16 protein-coding genes are annotated in these 19,222 nt (G+C 75.0%); 8 read left to right on the top strand and 8 right to left on the bottom strand.

Annotation, left to right across the window (positions count from 1 at the left end; all coding sequences use genetic code 11):
• Positions 1-33 precede the first annotated feature (33 nt).
• Entirely contained in the window at positions 34-1,338 is a 1,305-nt protein-coding gene (locus IF06_RS0117840; RefSeq protein ID WP_030272313.1) for a low temperature requirement protein A, read from the bottom strand.
• A 133-nt stretch (positions 1,339-1,471) separates the two neighbouring features.
• On the opposite strand from IF06_RS0117840, the gene lnt reads away from it, so the two are divergent.
• From lnt to IF06_RS0117825, 3 genes are read left to right on the top strand one after another with little or no spacing between them, the layout of a single operon-like run.
• Positions 1,472-3,067 carry an apolipoprotein N-acyltransferase gene (gene lnt, locus IF06_RS0117835; protein WP_420063442.1) on the top strand — a complete coding sequence of 532 codons (1,596 nt, stop codon included), beginning with the start codon at positions 1,472-1,474 and terminating at the stop codon, positions 3,065-3,067.
• A 22-nt stretch (positions 3,068-3,089) separates the two neighbouring features.
• Positions 3,090-3,881, top strand: a complete 792-nt coding sequence (locus IF06_RS0117830; RefSeq protein ID WP_013286287.1) for a polyprenol monophosphomannose synthase — start codon at positions 3,090-3,092, stop codon at positions 3,879-3,881.
• Positions 3,882-3,934: 53 nt separating this feature from the next.
• Positions 3,935-4,474 carry an FxsA family protein gene (locus tag IF06_RS0117825; protein ID WP_013286288.1) on the top strand — a complete coding sequence of 180 codons (540 nt, stop codon included), beginning with the start codon at positions 3,935-3,937 and terminating at the stop codon, positions 4,472-4,474.
• A 316-nt stretch (positions 4,475-4,790) separates the two neighbouring features.
• On the opposite strand, the gene IF06_RS0117820 is transcribed toward IF06_RS0117825, so the two are convergent.
• A complete protein-coding gene (locus IF06_RS0117820) occupies positions 4,791-5,132 on the bottom strand; it encodes an RNA polymerase-binding protein RbpA (protein WP_007070998.1) in 342 nt (113 codons plus the stop codon).
• 225 nt (positions 5,133-5,357) lie between these two features.
• Here IF06_RS0117820 and IF06_RS0117815 point away from each other — a divergent pair, with 225 nt between their 5' ends.
• Positions 5,358-6,839, top strand: a complete 1,482-nt coding sequence (locus IF06_RS0117815; protein WP_013286289.1) for a peptide MFS transporter — start codon at positions 5,358-5,360, stop codon at positions 6,837-6,839.
• A gap of 6 nt (positions 6,840-6,845) precedes the next feature.
• On the opposite strand, the gene IF06_RS0117810 is transcribed toward IF06_RS0117815, so the two are convergent.
• From IF06_RS0117810 to IF06_RS0117800, 3 genes are read right to left on the bottom strand one after another with little or no spacing between them, the layout of a single operon-like run.
• A complete protein-coding gene (locus tag IF06_RS0117810; RefSeq protein ID WP_030272309.1) occupies positions 6,846-7,436 on the bottom strand; it encodes a pyridoxamine 5'-phosphate oxidase family protein in 591 nt (196 codons plus the stop codon).
• A gap of 60 nt (positions 7,437-7,496) precedes the next feature.
• Entirely contained in the window at positions 7,497-8,690 is a 1,194-nt protein-coding gene (locus IF06_RS0117805; RefSeq protein WP_030272307.1) for a hypothetical protein, read from the bottom strand.
• A gap of 12 nt (positions 8,691-8,702) precedes the next feature.
• A complete protein-coding gene (locus tag IF06_RS0117800) occupies positions 8,703-10,055 on the bottom strand; it encodes an MFS transporter (protein WP_013476824.1) in 1,353 nt (450 codons plus the stop codon).
• Positions 10,056-10,128: 73 nt separating this feature from the next.
• Between IF06_RS0117800 and IF06_RS0117795 the strand changes: the two genes are divergently transcribed.
• The 4 genes from IF06_RS0117795 to IF06_RS0117780 are packed head-to-tail and all read left to right on the top strand — an operon-like array spanning position 10,129 to position 13,542.
• Entirely contained in the window at positions 10,129-10,791 is a 663-nt protein-coding gene (locus IF06_RS0117795; protein ID WP_232236705.1) for a TetR/AcrR family transcriptional regulator, read from the top strand.
• A 54-nt stretch (positions 10,792-10,845) separates the two neighbouring features.
• The gene (locus tag IF06_RS0117790) at positions 10,846-12,153 is read left to right on the top strand and encodes a flavin-containing monooxygenase (protein WP_030272304.1); all 1,308 of its coding nucleotides are present in this window, start codon (positions 10,846-10,848) and stop codon (positions 12,151-12,153) included.
• The gene (locus IF06_RS0117785) at positions 12,150-13,022 is read left to right on the top strand and encodes an SDR family NAD(P)-dependent oxidoreductase (protein WP_036311039.1); all 873 of its coding nucleotides are present in this window, start codon (positions 12,150-12,152) and stop codon (positions 13,020-13,022) included. Before IF06_RS0117790 ends, IF06_RS0117785 begins: the two co-directional genes overlap by 4 nt.
• 10 nt (positions 13,023-13,032) lie before the next feature.
• Positions 13,033-13,542: an NUDIX hydrolase gene (locus IF06_RS0117780; protein WP_030272300.1), complete on the top strand. Its 510-nt coding sequence runs from the start codon at positions 13,033-13,035 to the stop codon at positions 13,540-13,542.
• Here IF06_RS0117780 and IF06_RS0117775 read toward each other — a convergent pair.
• From IF06_RS0117775 to IF06_RS0117765, 3 genes are read right to left on the bottom strand one after another with little or no spacing between them, the layout of a single operon-like run.
• On the bottom strand, positions 13,539-15,716 hold the full coding sequence (locus tag IF06_RS0117775; RefSeq protein ID WP_030272298.1) for a glycosyl hydrolase family 95 catalytic domain-containing protein: 2,178 nt from the start codon (positions 15,714-15,716) through the stop codon (positions 13,539-13,541). The two genes, IF06_RS0117780 and IF06_RS0117775, sit on opposite strands and share 4 nt — an antisense overlap.
• Positions 15,713-16,732 carry a LacI family DNA-binding transcriptional regulator gene (locus IF06_RS0117770; protein ID WP_030272296.1) on the bottom strand — a complete coding sequence of 340 codons (1,020 nt, stop codon included), beginning with the start codon at positions 16,730-16,732 and terminating at the stop codon, positions 15,713-15,715. Before IF06_RS0117770 ends, IF06_RS0117775 begins: the two co-directional genes overlap by 4 nt.
• Entirely contained in the window at positions 16,729-19,134 is a 2,406-nt protein-coding gene (locus tag IF06_RS0117765; protein ID WP_030272294.1) for a beta-glucosidase family protein, read from the bottom strand. The genes IF06_RS0117770 and IF06_RS0117765 overlap by 4 nt, the downstream gene beginning before the upstream one ends.
• Positions 19,135-19,222 lie beyond the last annotated feature (88 nt).

Raw genomic sequence — 19,222 nt, 5'->3', positions numbered from 1 at the left:
TCGCCGGTGACGCCCACACTCCCCACCCGCCGGTCACAGGTGGTGCCGCCGCCATTCGGACTGCTCCTGCTCGGCGGCGACCTGCTCGTCCAACGCGGTCCGGCGCACCCGGCTGCGCCACGGGTCACTCGAACGCAGGCCCAGCAGGACCACCGAGACGCTGGCCACCGCCAGGATCGCCAGCGCGGCCACCGCAGGCAGCCGGCCTGCCCACGGCAGTCCCACAGCCATCGCGACCACCACGGCGGTGGGTACCGCCGAGATCCGGTGCGTCGCGCGCACCCCTAGCGCCAGCAGCCCCGACACGTAGATGACCAACCCGGCGAACAGCACCCGGTTGTCCAGAGCGGCGGCGTGTTCCCGCCAGGGATCACCGCGCGGGTGGGAGATGACGGCGAGGTAACGCTTGAGGCCGAGGGCGAACAGGATGATCCTGGTGATCAGCGGCAGGTGCAGGTAGGCGTAGGCGTCGCGGGCGAGCGCCGCCCGTGCGCGGACGTCGCGGGTGCGGTGCAGCCGCTGCTCCAGCGCGGGCGCCAGGCTGTCGAAGTACAGCCACCACAGCGCCGCGATGATGGTGACGCCGAGCACCGACGCCACGATCACCGGCCACGTGGCCGGCAGGCCGGCGCTCAGCTTCGGCCCCAGCCCGAGCGAAATGATCGACTCGCCGAGCGCGATGAGCAGGATCAGGGCGTACCGCTCCGCCCAGTGGGCGGCGGACACGACTGTCAGCCCGGCGCTGGGGGCGAGGCCCCCCGAGGTGTACTCGATGCAGAGCGCGGCCAGCCACAACGCCAGCGGCAGCCACGTCGCCCAGGTCTGCCGGGGCGACTCGGGCAGGGCCGCGGTGGCGAGAATCAACGCCACGCTGATCAGCGGCGGCAGACCGAGGCGCACGGCGGTCCGTCCGCGGTGGCTGCTGCGGCTGAGGAACACCAGCACCTGGGCCGCCCGGATGACGAGATAGCAGCAGGCGAACAGGACCGCGGCGGGTGGCCCGGACTGCCGCTGCGCCGGCCCGTCGGCGAACGCCGCCGGCATGGCCAGGGTCAGGACGAACAGGGCCGCCACCGTCACCGCGCCGACGAGCGGCATCACCCCCTGGTCGGTACGGACGACGTTGCCCAGGGCGGCGAAGGAGACCCAGCACCACCACAGCAGCAACAGCAACACCAGCCCGGCCAGCAACGACCTGCCGCTCAGGGTTTCGGAGAGCACGTTGGTGACGTTCAGGAACGCGAACACGAAGACGAGGTCGTAGAACAACTCGACCCGGGTGACGCGGAAGCCGGGCGCGGTCGGCAGGATGCGACCTCGTCCCCGCTCAGCGCTCATGCTGCCGAGCATGGCAGCGGGCTCCGCCCGCCGGGGCGCTGTTGTCCGATCGGCGGCGCAGGGGCGCGGGCCGACGACCGGTATGGGCGGGTAGCCTTCGGCCCGTGATCGTGGGGAGAAGCCGGTGACGACGCTGGACCGGGAACAGCCGCGTGCCACCGACGGGGCACACGGTGACGGCGGCGCGCGTCCCCTGCCGCTGACGCTCGCCGTGCCGGCCGCCGTGCTGGCCGGGGTGGCGCTGCTGCTGGCGTTCCCGCCGTACGGGTGGTGGCCGCTCGCGCCGGTCGGTGTGGCGTTGCTGGCCGCCGCGGTGCACCGGCGGCGGCTGCGCGCCGGCGCCGGGCTGGGCTTCCTGACCGGGGTGGCGTTGTTCGCGCCGCTGCTGGAGTGGACGAACCTGCACACCGGCTACCTGCCGTGGGCGCTGCTGTCGCTGCTGCAGGCCGCCTATCTGGCGCTGCTGGGCGCCGCCACCGCCTGGGTGTCGCCGCTCGCCGACCGGCACCGGGCGGCGTGGCCGCTGCTCACCGGTGTGCTGTGGGTGGGGCAGGAGGCGCTGCGTGACCGCACCCCGTTCGGCGGGTTCCCGTGGGGGCGGCTGGCGTTCAGCCAGGACACCTCGCCCCTGCTGAAGCTCGCGGCGCTCGGCGGCGCCCCGCTGGTCACGTTCGCCGTCGCGGTCGCCGGTGGGCTGCTGGTCACCGCCGCGTGGCGGGACTGGCGGCGTGCGCCCGGGCAGTGGCGGCCCGTCGCCGGGCTCACCGCCGCGCTGGTGGCGCTGCTCGCCGCCGGTACGGCCGTGCCGACCGGGGTACGCGGCGCGGGCGACACCGTCACCGTCGCGATCGTGCAGGGCAACGTGCCGCGTCTCGGGCTGGACTTCAACGCGCAGCGGCAGGCGGTGCTGAACAACCACGTCGACGCGACGCTGGAGCTGGCGCGTCGGGTCGCCGAGGGCGGGCAGGACCGTCCGGACGTGGTGGTGTGGCCGGAGAACTCCAGCGACATCGACCCGCTGCGCAACCCGGGCGCGGGGGAGCGGATCTCCCAGGCGGCCGACGCGATCGGCGCGCCGATCCTGGTCGGTGCGGTGCTGGTCGGGCCCGGCCGGGGTGAGGTGCGCAACGCGGGGCTGCTGTGGCGGCCGGGCACCGGCCCGGATCTGGACCAGGTGTACACGAAACGGCATCCGGTGCCGTTCGCCGAGTACGTGCCGCTGCGCTCCATCGCCCGCAAGGTCAGCTCCCAGGTCGACCGGGTCCGGTCCGATTTCGTAGCCGGTGACCGTCCCGGCGTGCTGAACACCGGCCCGGCGGTCCTCGGCGACGTGATCTGCTTCGAGGTCGCCTACGACGGCATCGTCCGGGACACCGTCACCGGCGGCGCGCAGCTGCTGGTGGTGCAGACGAACAACGCCACGTTCGACGTGGCCGAGGCCCGCCAGCAGCTGGCCATGGTGCGGCTGCGGGCCGTGGAGCACGGCCGGGCCGCGTTGATGGCCTCCACGGTCGGTGTGTCCGGGTTCGTTTCCCCGGACGGGCGGGTAGACGGTGCGACCGGGTTCAACACCGCCGCGGTGGTGGTGCGGCAGATGGAACTCGGTAACGGGCGTACCCCGGCGACCACTGCCGGGGTGTGGCCGGAGGTGGCGCTGACGGCGCTGGCGGTCGCGGCCCTGGCCGGTGCGGCCGTGCTGCGCCGCCGCCGGGAGGTCGCTCCCGGCTGAGCCGACGAGAGGCGGTGCGACGGTGGGCGTGGCAGCCGACAGGCGGACGGTCGGCCATCCCGGGGTGGGGCGGGTCCTGGTGGTCATCCCCACCTACAACGAGGCCGACAACGTCGGGCGCATCGTCGCCCGGGTACGCGAGGCGGCGCCGGCGGTGGACGTCCTCGTCGCCGACGACAACAGCCCCGACGGCACCGGCGCGATCGCCGACACGATCGCCGACGGCGACCCGGGGGTGCACGTGCTGCACCGGGCCGGCAAGGAAGGACTCGGCGCGGCCTACCTGGCCGGGTTCGCCTGGGCGCGCACGCGCGGCTACGACGCGGTGGTGGAGATGGACGCCGACGGCTCGCACGCCCCGGAGGACCTGCCGGCGCTGCTGCACGCCGCCCGCGACGCCGACGTGGTGATCGGTTCCCGGTGGACCCGCGGCGCGCGGGTGCTGAACTGGCCATGGCGGCGGCTGCTGCTGTCCCGGGTGGGCAACCTGTACGCGCGGCTGGCGCTGGGCATGCCGGTCAGCGACGCCACCGGCGGCTACCGGGTGTACCGGGCCAGCGCGCTGGACGCGATCGACCTGGGTTCGGTGCGGTCCCAGGGGTACGCGTTCCAGGTGGAGCTGTCGCGGCTGGCGCACCGCGCCGGGGTGCGGATCGTGGAGGTGCCGATCACGTTCGCCGAGCGGGAACACGGCGACAGCAAGATGAGCCCGCTGATCGTGGCGGAGGCGCTGTGGCGGGTCACCCGCTGGGGGGTGCGGGACCGCCTGGCGACCGCGCCGTCACGCCCGGACGCGCTCGCGCGCTGGCCTTGAGCGAGGGCGTGTCATGCTTGAGGGGCGTGATGACCCCGGGCTGATGAGGTGAGATGCGCCGAGGACTGAAGTACGTACCACCGGCCCTGCTGCTGCTCGCGCTGCTGGAGCTGACCGTTTTCGTGCTGGTCGGCCGGGCCGTCGGGTTCGGCGTGGCGGTGCTGCTGGTGTTCGGGGCGTCCCTGCTGGGTCTGGTGCTGCTGCGCCGCGAGGGCATGCGGGCGTGGCGCGGCTTCCGCGCGGCGGCGCAGGCCGGCCGGCCGCCGGGCCCGGAGGTGACCGATGGGCTTGTCGGTCTGCTGGGCGCGCTGCTGCTGGCGCTGCCGGGCCTGGTCAGTGGCGTGGTGGGCCTGCTGTTGCTGGTGCCGCCGCTGCGCCGGCTGGCCGGTGGCGGGGTGCGCCGGGCCACCGAGCGCCGGGTGTCGTCGATGGTCGCCGGTGACCTGTTCGGGCCGCGCCGGGTGCGCGTGTACCGGGGTGCGCCGCAGCCGACCCCGGAGCCCGCGCCTGCCCCGTCGCCTGGTCCCGCGCCGTCGCCGCAGCCGGTCACCGACCCGGGCAAGGCCATCGAGGGCGAGATCGTCGACCGCTGACGCGCCCCCCGCTGCGCCGTCAGCTTGATCGACTCCACTTCGCCGAGGTGGTGGCATCAGACCGCGCCCGACCCCGCCACCTCCCCGGGCTGGCGGCCCGTTCACCGGCCCGGCACCGGGATCGGCCCACGCGCGGCGGATCAGCCGCCCACAACCAACCCGCCCTCCCATGATCGGCACAAGTTCGGGGAGATGGCGCCATCAAGGCACGCTTGATACCGCCACCTCCCCGAAGTGGCGGGGCCGTGCCTGCCCTGGCACCGAAAAACGCCCCCGGGTGATCCCCGGGGGCGTTTTCGGTCATTGCGGGAGATGCTCAGGCACGACCGCGGCGGGTGCGGACCTCCTGGAGCCGCTCGGCGAGGATGTCCTCCAGCTCGGCGATCGAGCGCCGCTCCAGCAGCATGTCCCAGTGGGTACGCGGCGGCTTGGCCTTCTTCTGCTCCGGCTCGGTGCCGTCGACCAGACGGGCCACGCTGCCGTCGAACTTGCACTCCCAGGTCGTCGGGACCTCGGCGTCGACGGCGAACGGCACCTCGAACTGGTGGCCCTTGGCGCAGAGGTACTCGCGGGTCTGACGCGGCGCGAGCTCCGTGTTGCGGTCGGACTCGTAGCTGACCGCTCCCAGCCGGCTACCGCGCAGCATGCGCTCGCCCATGATCGACTTCCCCTCGTTCGTGGTGCTGGTCTTCAGGTGTAACGACCGGTCACCGCTCGCCCATTCCCCGGCCCGCGGCGGCAGGGCCGTACGCGGGTCGGGAGTGTCAAGGGTAACCGGCCATGACAGCTGCCCGGCGGGGTCGTCCCCGGCCGGGCCGAATCGGTGGAGTGTTTCGCCTGTCAACGGGGATGTTACCCACCTGTTTGCGTGCCGGAGGTGACGATGAGCAGTGACGCGCCGGTCGGGGCCCGACCACCAGCCGGGAAGACCTTCTTCGGTCACCCCCGCGCGCTGTCCACGCTCTTCCTCACCGAGATGTGGGAGCGGTTCAGCTTCTACGGCATGCGGGCGATCCTCGTGCTGTACCTGACCGCCGCGGTCGCCGACGGCGGACTGAACCTCGGCGAGTCCAGCGCCAACGCCGTGTACGGCACCTACAACGCCATGGTCTACCTGATGGCGCTGCCCGGCGGCTGGGTCGCCGACCGGCTGATCGGCGCGCGGCGCAGCGTGCTGTGGGGCGGCGTGGTGATCGCCGCCGGTCACTACGTGATGGCGATCCCCACCGGGTGGAGCGTGTTCGCCGGCATGGCGCTGATCGTGCTCGGCACCGGCCTGCTCAAACCGAACATCTCCACCATGGTCGGTGACCTGTACGAGCGGGACTCGCCGCGCCGCGACGCCGGGTTCTCCATCTTCTACATGGGCATCAACCTGGGTGCGTTCATCGCGCCGCTGATCACCGGCTTCCTCGGCGAGAAGATCAACTGGCATCTGGGGTTCGGCGCCGCCGCGGTCGGCATGACCTTCGGCGTGCTCCAGTACGTGCTGGGCCGCCGCAACCTCGGCGAAGCCGGTGCCCGCCCGGCGGACCCGCTGCTCGGCGCCGACCGGCGGCGCGCGCTGACCCGCGTCGGCGTGGCGAGCGTCGTGGTGCTCGCCGTCCTGCTGGTGCTGCTGGTGGCCGGCTGGTTCACCGTCGACACGGTGGTCAACCTGCTCACAGTGGTGACGGTGCTGGTGACAGTCGGCTACTTCGCGCGGATCCTCACCGACCGGGAGATCAGCGGCACCGAACGCAGCCGGATGAAGGCGTACGTGTGGCTGTTCCTGTTCGCCGCCTCGTTCTGGCTCATCTACGACCAGGCCGGGTCGGTGCTGAACATCTTCGCCGCCGACCAGACCGACCGGTCGGTGGGCGGGTTCACGTTCCCGGCGTCCTGGTTGCAGTCGGTGAACCCGATCCTCATCATCATCGGCGCGCCGCTGGCCGCCGCGCTGTGGCTCAAACTCGGCCACCGGGTGTCCACGCCCACGAAGTTCGCCGTCGGCCTGGTGCTCAACGGCCTGTCGTTCGTGCTGATGGCCGCCGCCGCGCAGGCCGCCGTCGGCGGCGACCTGGTCTCACCGCTGTGGCTCGTCGCGGTGTACGCGATCCAGGTCGCCGGTGAGCTGTCCCTGAGCCCGGTCGGCCTGTCCGCCACCACGAAACTCGCCCCGGTCAAGTACGCGAGCCAGATGCTGGGCCTGTGGTTCCTCGCCACCGCCGTCGGCGACGCCATCGGCGGTCAGGTGGCCCGGCTGGCCGGCACCTGGTCCCAGCCGGTCTACTTCCTGACCTTCGGGCTGGCCTCGGTGGTGCTGGGCCTGGCCGCGGTGATGTTCACCCGCCAGATCCGGCACCTGATGGCCGGCATCCACTGACAGCGCTCACCCCGCCGGGGTCGGCGGCAGCGGCAACGGCAGGCCGGGCAGACCGTCGATGCTGGTGGCGACGTGGTCCTTGCCGGCGAAGTACGCGCTCAGCGACGCGTCATCCTCCCGGGCGAACCGCCGTTCGTGCAGGTCACGGTCGGCGTCGTAGGTCATGAACGGCACCGCGTAGCCGCAGGTGTCGCGGACCAGCTCGGCGCGGACCACGATGATCGCCCGCAGCCCGTGCGGACCCGGGTCGATGTCGGGGAAGTGGGCCAGCAGGCCGGGCCAGCGCGGGTCGTCGCGGAACACCGGCTCACCGCGCCCGTGCACCCGCACGATGTTCGGCGGGCCGGCGAACGCGCACCACATCAGCGTGATCCGGCCGTTCTCCCGCAGGTGGGCGATGGTCTCGGCGTTGCTGCCGGCGAAGTCCAGGTACGCCACGGTGTGCTCGTCGAGCACCGCGAAGCAGCCGCGCAGCCCTTTCGGGGAGAGGTTGACGGTGCCGTCACCTGACAGCGGGGCGGTGGCCACGAAGAACATCGGCTGCGCCTCGATGAAGTCCCGCAGCCGCCCGTCGATGCGCTCGTACGTCTTTCCCATGCCCCGATCCTCGCCGCCCGACCGGGTGCGGCGCTGCCCCGTTCCCAGCCCGTGGCCGCCTCAGCCGGTACGCGTGCCGAGCCGCGCCAGCGCCGTCGCCAGATCGCTCACCTGGTCGGCGAGCTGCCCGGCCCGGCGCTGCGCGGCGTCCCGGTCGGCCTCGATCACCGCCGTCCGCGCGGCCAGGTCGGCCGCCCGGGCCTCGGCGGCGCTCGCGGCCCGCCGCGCGTCGGCCAGCTCCGCGGCGACCGCGTCCCGCTCGGCGGTACGGGCCGTAGCCTGCTCCACCGCGGCGGCCATGTCGGCACGGGCGCGCTCGACGGAAGCGGCAGCCTCGGCACGGGCTCGTTCCAGCGCCGCCTCCGCGTCGGCGCGTGCCGCGTCGGCGCGGTCCCGCTCGGCGAGGGCCTGCCGCGCGGCGGCGGCCTCGGCGTCGGCACGTTCGGCGGCGGTCCGGGCCGTGCGCTCCGCCTCGGCGGCCCGCCCCTGGGCGGCCTGCGCGTCGGCGCGCGCCCGGTCGGCCTCGGCGCGGGACTGTTCGGCCCGGTCCAGGGCCTCGGTGGCGGATCGGGTGACCCGCTCGGCGTCGGCCCGGGCGGCGTCCCGCTCGGCGGTCAACTCGGCCGCGCGGCGGCGTTCGGCGTCACGTTCGGTGCGTACGGTGCGCAGTTCGTGCCGGGCCGCGTCGCGGTCACGTTCGGCCTGCACCCGCAGCGCCTGCGCGGCGCCCGCCTCGGCGCGCGCGGCGTCGCGGGCGTCCTCGGCCGCGGCGACCCGCTCGGCGGCGGCGGACGCGGTGGCCTCCGCCCGTTCGGCGCGGTCGGCGGCGGTGTCGCGGTCGGCGTACGCGGCGCGGGCCTGCTGCCGGTCGCGGGCCGCCGCGGCGGTCGCGTCCTCGGCCTCGCGGCGGGCCTCGTCGCGTTCGGCGTGCGCGGCGGCGACCTGCGCCGACGTCTCCGCGCGCAGCTCGGCGAGCTGCCGCTCCACACCGGCCGGTGACAGTTCGGCGTGCAGCGCCTCGGTGAGCGTCTCCACGATCTGGTCGAGCCGGTCCACCGCCTCCCAGGTGCGCGCCACCTGCCCGGGCAGGCCGGGGGAGTTGCGGTGACGCATCCGCGAGTTGCGGGCGGCCCGCTGGCAGGCGCCGTCGTTGTCCCGGCAGTAGCGGAACGGGCGGCCCGCGCCGACGCGCTGCGGCACGTCGCGTCCGCAGTGGGCGCAGGGTCGGGTGTCGGTGGCGGGCTCGGCGTCCATCGGGGGCGAAGTCTATCCGGCGGCGTCCGCCCGGGCCGCGCCGTCGAGGGTGTAGCGGCGTTGCAGCAGCACGGCGACCACCATCACGGCGGCGGGCAGCAGCCCGAAGCCGTAGCGCAGCGCGTCCAGCGCGGCCGGGGACTGGGTCACGGTCTGCCCGGCGGTCGAGGCCACGAACCCGCCGGCGGCCAGGCACAGCGCGTACGCGTAGGGGCCGAGCGCGGCGCCGGTGGCCTCGGTGGCGGTCCACACCCCGGTGTACGTGCCGGCCCGCTCGGTGCCGCCTGCCGCGCGGATCACGTCGGGCAGCATCGAGAACGGCAGCAGTTGCATGCCGGCGAACGCCACCCCGAGCACCGCCACGGCGGCCACCAGGACCGGCAGTCCGGCGGGGCGGCCGATCGCCAGCACCAGCGACCCGGCGGCGAACGCGGCCTGCCCGGCGAGCAGGGCACGTTGCTTGCCGATCCGCCGCGCCACCGCCAGCCAGCCCGGGGTGACCAGCAGCGCGGGTGCGACGAACGCGGCCACCAGCACGGTGGTGAGTCCGGGGCGGCCCAGTTCGTACTCGGCGTAGTAGGGCACCCCGGCGAGCACCAGGTGGGTGGTGGTGGACATGGCCAGGTACGCGCCGACCAGCCAGCGGAACTGCCGGTCCCGCAGGCTCGCCGCCAGCGCCCGCCACCCGCCCGGACCGTGCGGCGGGGCCGTGTCGGCGGCGGTGCGGCGCAGCCGGCCGATCCCGGCGACGCCGACCAGCATCGCGGCGAGCATCCCGGCCGCCAGCACCACGCCCATCCGCAGGTAGCCGTCGCGTGTGGCGTCGTCGCCGCCGGCCAGCAGCGGCGCGAGCAGTCCGGAGACCAGGATGCCGAGCGTCAGCACCACCATCCGGAACGCCATCAGCCGGGTCCGCTCGTGGTAGCCGATCCGCAGGTCCGCCGGGGTCGCCAGGTAGGGCACCTGGTACGCGGCGAACAGCAGGTTGCCGGCGACGAAGAAGACCGCCACCCAGCCGGCCGCGGCGGCGCCGGTGAGGCCGCCGGGCACCGCGAACAGGGCGGCGAACGCCAGCGGCAGCGCGCATCCGGCCAGCAGCAACCGGCGGCGGTGGCCCCGGCGGGCCTGCTCCACGTCGCAGCGGTGCCCGATCCACGGGTGCAGCAGCACGTCGGCGATCTTCGGCAGCAGCAGCGTGAGCCCGGCGAGCCACGGCGCGACCGCCAGCACGTCGGTCAAAAAGTAGAGAAGCAGCAGCCCGGGCACGGTGACCCAGACGCCCATGCCGAGTGAGCCGGTGGCGAACCCGACGAGCGGGCCGCGCGGCAGGGTGACCGCGTCGGAGCGCTGATCCAGCCCGGTCATGGCGGTCTCCTGTCCTCGGGGCGCGCCGCCCCCAATCCAACGGTTGCTGGATTGTAGGGGTAACAATGGCCGGATGACCATGCCTCGCCGCCGTCCGGGCCGGCCCCGCCGCGACGACCAGCGGCCGACCCGTGACCTGGTGCTCGCCGCCGCCACCGCCTTGTTCGCCGAGCGGGGCTTCGACGCGGTGAGCGTCCGCGACGTCGCCGCCGCGGCGGGGGTGGACGCGGCCACCGTCGTGCACCACACCGGCACCAAGGCGCAGCTCTACGACGCCTGCTTCGCCCGGGTGTTCAGCGCCGAGCGGGAGGTGATCGAGGCAGCAGGGGAACGCGCCCGGGCGGCCCTGGCAGCGGGCCCGCAGGACGCGCTGCGGGCGCTGCACGACCTGGTGGACGTGTTCGTCGACTTCCTGGAGGACCGGCCGGAGACGACAGCGCTGTGGCTGCGCCGCTGGCTGGAGCCGCAACGGCACGGCGAGCTGGACCGCCGCTACGCCGCCCCGCTGTACGGGCTGGTCGAGGAGCTGCTGGTGGCGGCGTCCGGGGCCGGCGCGCTGACCGAGCCGACCCCGCACGTGACTGTGCGTTCCCTGGTCTGGGCGGTGCACGGGCACGTGGTGGCGCTCGCCGCCGGGGCCGGCTCGGGGGCGCGGGAGCGCCGGGAGTTCCGGGCGTTCGTGCACCGGTTCCTCGACGCCCTTTACGCCGGCGGCCCGGGAGACACCCGCCCTTGACGCCGGCCCGCGCTCCAGGGATTATCCATCAGTCGTTGGATTAAGGAGGCGGGTATGGCCACACCCAGGGTCGCTGTCGTCGGCGCCGGAGCCGCCGGGCTGGCCACGCTCAAGGCGCTCGCCGACGCCGGTGTCCCGGCGGTGGCGTTCGAGGCGGCGGACACGCTCGGCGGCCTCTGGGTGTACGGCGCCCCCGGCTCGCCCGCGTACCGGACGCTGCACCTGAACACCAGCAAGGGGCGCACCGAGTTCGCCGACCATCCGATGCCCGCCGACTGGCCCGACTACCCCGACCACGCCCGCGTCGCCGGCTACCTCGGCGACTACGCCGACCGGTTCGGGCTGCGCGAGGCGGTACGGCTGCGGCACACCGTCGAGCGGGTCACCCGCACCGGCGACGGCTGGCGGGTGCGGGCCACCGGCCCGGACGGCCCGGTCGAGGTCGACGTCGAGGCGGTGGTGGTCGCCAACGGGCACAACCGGGTGCCGAAGCGACCCGAGCCGTACCCGGGCGAGTGCACCGCCGAGCAGATGCACAGCCATGACTACCGCGGCCCGGAACAGCTCGCCGGGCGACGGGTCCTCGTGGTCGGCGGCGGCAACTCGGCCATGGACATCGCCGTCGACGCGTCGTACGCCGCCGAACGCACGCTGCTGTCGCTGCGCCGCGGCGTGTGGGTGGTACCCAAGTACCTGCTCGGCCGCCCATCGGACACGCTCAACGGCGCGCTGGCCCGCCGGCTGCCGTGGCGGCTGCGGCAGCGGATCAGCCAGACCATGATCACCACTGCGGTCGGCCCGCCCACCCGGTACGGGCTGCCCGCACCGGCGCACGGCTTCCTCCAGGACCACCCGACGCTGTCCGACGCGCTGCTGTCCCGGCTCACCCACGGCGACATCCAGGCCCGGCCCGGCATCGCCCGCTTCGACGGCGACCGGGTCGAGTTCACCGACGGCCGCCACGACGAGATCGACCTGATCGTCTGGTGCACCGGCTACCGGGTGGAGGTGCCGTTCCTCGACCCGGCGCTGCTCGGCGACGGGGCCGACCGGCTGCCGCTGTACCGGCACGTGTTCCACCTGGACGCCCCCGGGCTGGCGTTCGTCGGGCTCATGCAGTCCACCGGCGCGGCGTTCCCCCTGGTCGAGGCGCAGGCCCGGCTGGTGGCCGCGCGCCTGGCCGGCACCTGGACGCCACCGGATCCGGCCCGGCAGGCCGCCGCCTGCCGCGACGAGCTGCGCGCCGCCACCGCCCGGTGGGGGCAGCGCCGCCCGCACATGCGCGTCGACTTCGACGTCTACCTGGCCGAACTGGGCCGCGAACTGGCCGCCGGCCGGCGCCGCGCCGGAGCGGCCCGATGAGCGCGGCAGGCCGTGAGCGGACCGGAGTGAACGCGCCGGGCCGTGGCAGCGGGCTGGCCGGACGGCGGGTGCTCGTCACCGGCGCCCGGGGCACGTTCGGGCAGCACCTGGGCGCGGCGCTCACCGCCGCCGGCGCTCACGTGGTCGGGCTGGACCTGCACGCCGACCTCGACGTCACACCGCCGGTGCTCGGCGTCGACCTGACCGACCCGGCCGCGACGCCACCGGCGGTGGCCGCCGCGATCGACCGGCTCGGCGGGCTGGACCTGCTCGTCAACAACGCCGGTGTCGGCGGGCCCGCGCCCGCCGAGCTGCCGCCCGACGAGGTGGTACGCCGCCAGATCGAGGTGAACCTGCTCGCCGCCTGGCGGACCACCGCCGCCGCGATGCCGGCCCTGGAGGCGGCCCGCGGCCGGGTGATCTTCGTGGCCAGCCGGATGGCGGTGCTGCCGCTGCCGCTGGCCGCCGCGTACGGGGTCAGCAAGCGGGCGCTCGTCGCGTACGCCGACGCGCTGCGCCACGAAGTCGGCACCCACGTGGGCGTCAGCGTCGTCTATCCGAGCATGGTCGCCTCCCCGATCCACGACAGCACCGTGGCGGCCGGGCTGTCGCTGAGCGGGGTGTCCCGCCCGGAGCCGGTCGAGGGGGTGGTGGCGGCGATCCTGCGCGCCGCGACCGCCCGGCGCGCGCCACGGGACGTCGCCACCACCCGGCGCGGCCGGATCGAACTGGCGCTGGCCCGGCACGCTCCGGCGCTGGCCGACCGGATGGTGCGCCGTACCGTCGCCACAAGGCTGGCCGCCGGTGACCTGGACGGCGCGGCGCTGGCCGAGGGCATGGTCCGGCGGCACCGGCAGGACCGCCGGTAGCCTGCTCGCCATGGCCGTCTCGCCCTACATCGCCCGGCTGCGCCGTCACGTCGGCCACGACCTGCTCATGCTGTACGGCGTCAGCGGCGTGGTCACCGACGACGCGGGACGGGTGCTGCTGGCCCGCCGGGGCGACAACGGCCGCTGGTCGGTCCCGGCGGGCACCGTCGATCCGGGCGAGCAGCCCGCCGACGCGCTGGTGCGGGAGGTCCACGAGGAGACGGGCGTGAAGGTGGCGATCGACCGGCTCGCCGGTGTCGCCACCCACCCGGTGGTCTACCCCAACGGCGACGCCTGCGAGTACCTGAACATCTGGTTCCGCTGCCGGGCGGTCGGCGGGGCACCGGCGGCCGACGGCGACGAGTCGCTGGCGGTGGCCTGGTTCGCGCCGGACGCGCTGCCCGACCTGGACGACTGGGCGCGGCTGCGGATCGGCACCGCGCTCACCGACGACGCCCCGCCCTGGTACGCCGCGCCGGGCGAGAGTCACCCGGCGCTGCACCAGCCCGACAATCTCTAGCCGAACACCATCTCGTACGGCCGGTCCGGGGCCAGCGCCACCGCACGGTGGCCGCCGGGCGCGTGCACGACTACGCGCTGCGCCACCGGCGACACCAGCCGCGCCCGGACCCGGCCCGGTGCCCATGTCAGCTCCTCGACCGTGACCCGGCCCCGGCAGGTGATGCCGCGCAGCCTGCCCGAAGGCAGGCCCGGTAGCGGCGCGGGGAGCAGCCGCAGCGTTCCCGGGCGCGACTGCACCAGCGACTCGATCAGCACCGCCGGGAGCGCGTGCGCGGCGTCGGCGTTGTACGTGGTCCGGCCCGGGTTGTGCGCGCTCATCAGCGACCGGAAGAACATGTCCGCGCCGAGGATCTTGCGCAGGTTCGCCGCGACCAGGTCGCCGTCGCGCAGCCGGGCCGCCGCCAGCGCCCGGTGCAGGCTGCCGTGCGCGGACCGGTTCTCGTCGGCGCGCAGCGTCAGCGCCCGGTGCGCGGCGGCGGCCAGTTCCGGGGTGTCGTCCGGGTCGATCTCGTGCAGCGGCCACACCGGATACAGGTGGCTGACGTGCCTGTGGTCCTCGTCGCCGGTGCTGCCCGGCCACGCCCACTCGGCCAGCGCGCCGCGCCCGTCCACCAGGTAGCCGGGCGGCCGCACCCCGGCCCACCGGTCCGTGCCGGTCACCTCGGCGGCCAGCCGCAGCGCGTGCCGGGCGGCGGCGACGTCCATCGTGGCGTTGACCGCGACCGGCGCGACCCGGCCGGTGTCGTCGTACGGGCCGGTCTCCGGCGAGTACGACGGCACCAGCGCCGGCCGCCCGTCCACGACGGTCAGCACGTCGGCGAAGAAGTCCGCCACCTCGCCCAGCCAGCCGGCCACCTCGCCCAGCGGCTCACCGGTGACCAGGTGGTGTTCGTGCAGCGGGTGCAGCAGCCAGTCCGCGCCGGCCAGCCACGCGGTGAACGGCCAGTCGGGGTGGACGTGGAAAAGGTGCCCGTGCTCGCCGTCGGTGCGGCTGGGTGCCAGCAGCCCGCGCGCCCCGTACACCGCGTGGGCGTTGGCGCGCCAGTGGTCCACCTGCGCGGCGACCAGCCGGGCGTGCGCGGCTGTCACCTCCGGCAGCGCGCCCACGTTCGCGCCCGCCAGTTGCAGGTTCAGGTTCGCGTCGGTGGTGAAGTCACCGGCCCACGCGGCGTCCCAGGAGCCCAGCCACAGCCCGGTCAGCCGGGGCGGCAGCACCCCGCTGGCGCTGAACAGCAGGTACCGGCCGGCGTGGAACAGCCGTTCCAGCAGCGCCGGGTCCAGCCGGTCCGGTGCGGCGGCCTGCCGGGCCAGCAGCTCACCGACTGGTAGCGCCCGGTCGGCGGCGGGCACGCCGAGGTCCAGGCCGACCCGGGTGTACGGGCCGCGATGGCGCGGCACGTGCCGCGCCAGCAGCGTGTCGTAGTCCCCGGTCAGCGCGGCGAGCCGCCCCTCCGAGGCCCGGGTACGCCACGGCGGCGCGCCGGGCCGGTCCACGAGCGTGGTGAGCAGCGCCGGTCCGCGTACCCGCACCCGGTCGCCGTCGACGGTCACGTCGCCGCGCAGCAACGTCAGCCCTTCGAATCCGTACGCGCCGCCGGCGTCCGGATAGCGGGCGCGGACCCGCAGGAACACCAGCCCGCCGCGGCGGTACGCGGCGTGCTCGTACACCACGTCGGCCGGCTTGCCGGGCAGCTCACCCGTCGCCCCGACCACGCAGTCGCCCTGGTCGAGGTGCAGCACCGCGACACCGTCGGCGCGGGAGGCGAAGCAGCGCCGCCGCCCGCCCGACCACTCGACGGTCACCTCCCCGGTGGTGAAGTCGGTGTCGCGCCGGTAGTCGCGTACCGGTCCGGGCGCGGCGTCGACTGTGAGCGCGTACCCGGGGTGGAACGACTGGGTCCACTCCAGTTCCCGGCCGCCGGTGAGTAACCGGGCGGCCTCGGCCCGACGTCCGGCGAGCACCAGCGCGCGGATGTGCGGCATCCGGCCGGCCAGCTCGGGCGCGCGGGCGTCCCGGGTGCCGTTCGGCAGGACGAGCCGGTGGTGGTTCACCACGATCCGTTCCGCGTGCGGCCGCCCGTGGACCATGAGTCCCAGCTCGCCGTTGCCGGTGAGGAACGCGTCCGTCCAGTCGTCGGCCGGTGCGGTGTCGTGGATGCGGTGCGCCGTCACCGGCCGGCGCTGGTGTCCCGCACGGTGAGGTGCGGTTCCAGCAGCGTCACCTCCGGCACCGGCTCGCCGTTCAGGCGCCGCATCAGCAACGCCACCGCCTGCCGTCCGACCTCCTCGGCGGGCACCGGCACGCAGGTGAGCCCTGACTGCTCGGCCAGCTCGTCCGGGCAGATCGCGACCACCGACACGTCGCGGGGCACCCGGCGTCCCAGCAGCGGCAGCGTGGCGAGCACCGGCCCGACCGCCGACTCGTTCTGCACGACCAGCCCGGTGACGTCCGGGTGGTCGGCGAGCAGCGCCTCCAGGTCCCGGCGTACCGCGGACGGTCCTTCCTCGCAGGGCCGGGTCACCGCGTCGACGCCGAGCCGCTCGGCCGCGGCGCGTACCCCGGCGCGGGTGCGGTGGGCGAACCCGGTGCCCCGGTCGTAGACCGCGGCGGGGGCGCCGAGCAGCGCGATCCGCCGGTGCCCGGCGGCGGCCAGGTGTTCCACGCACAGCTCACCGGCGCGCCGGAAGTCGAGGTCCACGCAGGCCAGTCCGGTGCTGTCGGCAGGGTGCCCGATCAGGACGCCGGGTAGCGCCAGCTCGCGCAGCAGCGGCACCCGGGAGTCCTCCAGCTCCACGTCCATCAGCAGCACGCCGTCGACGAGCGCGCTGCCGGCGATGCGGTGCAGCCCGGCCGGTCCCTCGTCGGCGGTGACCAGCAGCACGTCGTGGTCGTAGCGGCGGGCGGTGGTGACCACGGCGGTGGCGAACCGCATCACCACTGGCACCTGCATGCCGGTACGCAGCGGCAGCACCAGCGCGATCACGTTGGCCTTGCGGCTGGCCAGCGCGCGGGCCCCGGCGTGCGGGTGGTAGCCGAGCGCGCGGACGCTGGCGAGCACCCGTCCCCGGGTGGTGGCCGAGATGGTGCGCTTGCCGCTGAGCACGTACGACACGGTGCTGGCGGCCACTCCGGCGTGCCGGGCCACGTCGGCGATGGTGACCTGCTCACCCGGGGTCCGGCCGCTCACCGGACCGCCCCGATGCGGGAGCCCGCCGGCTCGGCGGTGGCGTCGCCGCCGGTCACTGTCAGCGCGCCGGCGAGCCGGATGTCCCGCGCGGACCGGCCGACCAGCACGGAGTGGACGGCGTCCTCCACCACCATCGCGGCGCGGGTCTCGTCCCACCAGGCCAGATCGGCGGTACGCAGCCGCAGCGTCACCCGGGCGGCGCAGCCCGGGTCGAGCGTGACGCGGGCGAAGTCGCGCAACTGCCGCAGCGGCTGCTTGACCCGGGAGCGCCGCTGCCGGGTGTAGAGCTGCACGACCTCGGTGCCCGGGCGGCGGCCCGTGTTGGTGACCTCGACGCTCACCTCCACCTCCTCGCCGGCGCGCGCCGTGGTGGTGCTCAACCGGAGGTCAGCGTAGTCGAACGTGGCGTAGCTGAGCCCGTGCCCGAACGGGTACAGCGGCTCACCCCGGTGGTACAGGTACGTGGCGTCGGCGCCGATGACGTCGTAGTCGAGCAGGTCGGGCAGTTCGGCGGCGTCGGCGTACCAGGTCTGGGTGAGCCGCCCGCCCGGGTCGGCGGCGCCGAGCAGCACATCGGCCAGCCCGTTGCCGTGCTCCTGTCCACCGTGGGCGCTCCACAGCACCGCCGGCACGTGCTCCTGTGCCCAGCCCACCGCGTACGGGTAGCTGCTCGTCAGCGCCAGCACGGTACGCGGGTTCGCGGCGTGCACGGCCCGCAGCAACTCGGCCTGGCCGGTGGGCAGCTCCAGGTCGGCCCGGTCCTCGGTCTCCCGGCCGTTGACCATCGGGTGGTTGCCGAGCACCACCACCGCCACGTCGGCTTCGGCGGCGAGCGCGGCGGCAGCGGCGGCCCCGTCGACGAGCAGCGTCACGGTGAACACGGCCGGGTCGCCGGTGGCGACGCTCAGCCGTCCGTCCGGTGCGACGCCGACGTGCCGGCCGGTGGCCAGGTGGTGCAGCAGCGCGGTGCCGTCGGGCCGGTGGTGCAGGCGGAACGTCTCGCGTACCACCCAGCCGCCCGGTCCGTCGCGGTCGGCGACGAGGGCGCCGGTGTCGTCGGCGCCGACGTACCGGCCGGTGTCCACGGCGCGCAGCGCCACCACGTCCTGCCCCCAGTCGACCACGTCGAACTCGGCCGCTGTGTCGCCGAGCGCCAGCGGGCCGTCGTCGTGGCGTACCGCGCGGTCGCCGACGTGCAGGGTGATCCGGTCGGTGCCGGGGTGGGTGGTCACCTCGGGCAGCCGTCCGAGCAGCCCGGCGTACGGGCTGATCGTGTACGGCGGGGTGCCGCTGTACCAGTCGGTGAGCACGGTGTCGGCGAGCGGGCCGAGCACCGCGACCCGGGTGCCGGGGCGCAGCGGCAGCAGGCCGTCGTTGCGCAGCAGCACCACCGACTGGCGGGCGGCCTCGCGGGCGAGTTCCCGGTGGGCGAGGCTGTCGAGCGTGTCCGGCGGCACGTCGTCGTGGGGGTCCGGGGCCAGGTCGCCCAGCCGCGACCGCACGGACAGGATCCGCCGTACCGCACGGTCCACGTGGGAGACGTCGATCAGCCCGCGCGCCAGCGCCTCGGTGAGGCGCTCCACTGTGGGGGCGGTGTCCTCGTCGTCCTCGGTGAAGCTGTCGATGCCGGCACGCAGCGCGGCGGCGAAGCCTGCCACGTGGTCGGGCAGGTACTCCTGCACGCCGGCGATGTTGCCGACCGCCCCGGCGTCACCGACCACCATGATCTCGTCGTCGGCGTAGCCGCGCAGCTCACCCTCGATGAGCGGGCTCAGGTGCGCCGGCACGCCGTCGACCAGGTTGTACGACGCCATCACCGCCACTGCCGCGCCTGCGGCCAGGGGAGCGCGGAAGGCGGGCAGCTCGTACTCGTGCAGCACCCGGGGCGGCAGGTCGCTGGAGGTGGTGGCCCGGTCGGTCTCGTTGTTGTAGCCGAGGAAGTGCTTGAGCGTCGGCGCGGTCCGCAGCCGGATCGGGTGGTCGCCGCGCAGCCCCAGCGCGTACGCGGTGGCGAGCCGGCCGGTCAGCCACGGGTCCTCGGACCAGCCCTCCTCGTTGCGCCCCCACCGGGGGTCGCGCAGCGGGTTGACCACCGGCGCCCACACGTTGAGACCGACGCGGTCCGGGTCGGCCCGGTGCTTGACCCGCACCTCGTCGCCGACGGCGGCCCCGACCGCCCGGATCAGGTCCGGGTTCCAGGTCGCGGCCAGGCCGATCGCCTGCGGGAAGACGGTGGCGGTGCCGAGCCACGCGACGCCGTGCAGCGCCTCGGTGCCGGTGCGGAACGCGCGCAGGCCGAGCCGGGGCACCGGCGCCTGCCACTGGTGCAGCAGGCCGAGCTTCTCCGGCAGCGTGAGCCGGGCCAGCAGGTCGTCGAGACGGTGGGGGACGGGGTCGGTCATGGTGGGCGCCTCCGGTCGGCGTACGTGCTGCCGCTCGTTCGTCGAAGCGCTTCGACTAACGAGCCGGTGATGCGGCGGCGCGTACGCG

Origin of the sequence: Micromonospora globosa (genome assembly GCF_000717585.1) — a bacterium.
In the GTDB taxonomy this organism is placed as follows: domain Bacteria; phylum Actinomycetota; class Actinomycetes; order Mycobacteriales; family Micromonosporaceae; genus Micromonospora; species Micromonospora aurantiaca.
The sequence above is the reverse complement of the archived record's forward strand: the minus strand, read 5'-3'. Positions and strand labels throughout refer to the sequence as shown.

Coding starts and splice junctions, on each gene's coding strand:
- IF06_RS0117815 (WP_013286289.1), top strand. CDS start 5,358: ATGAGCAGTGACGCGCCGGTCGGGGCCCGACCACCAGCCGGGAAGACC.
- IF06_RS0117840 (WP_030272313.1), bottom strand. CDS start 1,338: ATGAGCGCTGAGCGGGGACGAGGTCGCATCCTGCCGACCGCGCCCGGC.
- IF06_RS0117810 (WP_030272309.1), bottom strand. CDS start 7,436: ATGGGAAAGACGTACGAGCGCATCGACGGGCGGCTGCGGGACTTCATC.
- IF06_RS0117790 (WP_030272304.1), top strand. CDS start 10,846: ATGGCCACACCCAGGGTCGCTGTCGTCGGCGCCGGAGCCGCCGGGCTG.
- IF06_RS0117800 (WP_013476824.1), bottom strand. CDS start 10,055: ATGACCGGGCTGGATCAGCGCTCCGACGCGGTCACCCTGCCGCGCGGC.
- IF06_RS0117785 (WP_036311039.1), top strand. CDS start 12,150: ATGAGCGCGGCAGGCCGTGAGCGGACCGGAGTGAACGCGCCGGGCCGT.
- IF06_RS0117805 (WP_030272307.1), bottom strand. CDS start 8,690: ATGGACGCCGAGCCCGCCACCGACACCCGACCCTGCGCCCACTGCGGA.
- IF06_RS0117795 (WP_232236705.1), top strand. CDS start 10,129: ATGACCATGCCTCGCCGCCGTCCGGGCCGGCCCCGCCGCGACGACCAG.
- IF06_RS0117765 (WP_030272294.1), bottom strand. CDS start 19,134: ATGACCGACCCCGTCCCCCACCGTCTCGACGACCTGCTGGCCCGGCTC.
- IF06_RS0117820 (WP_007070998.1), bottom strand. CDS start 5,132: ATGGGCGAGCGCATGCTGCGCGGTAGCCGGCTGGGAGCGGTCAGCTAC.
- IF06_RS0117825 (WP_013286288.1), top strand. CDS start 3,935: ATGCGCCGAGGACTGAAGTACGTACCACCGGCCCTGCTGCTGCTCGCG.
- IF06_RS0117780 (WP_030272300.1), top strand. CDS start 13,033: ATGGCCGTCTCGCCCTACATCGCCCGGCTGCGCCGTCACGTCGGCCAC.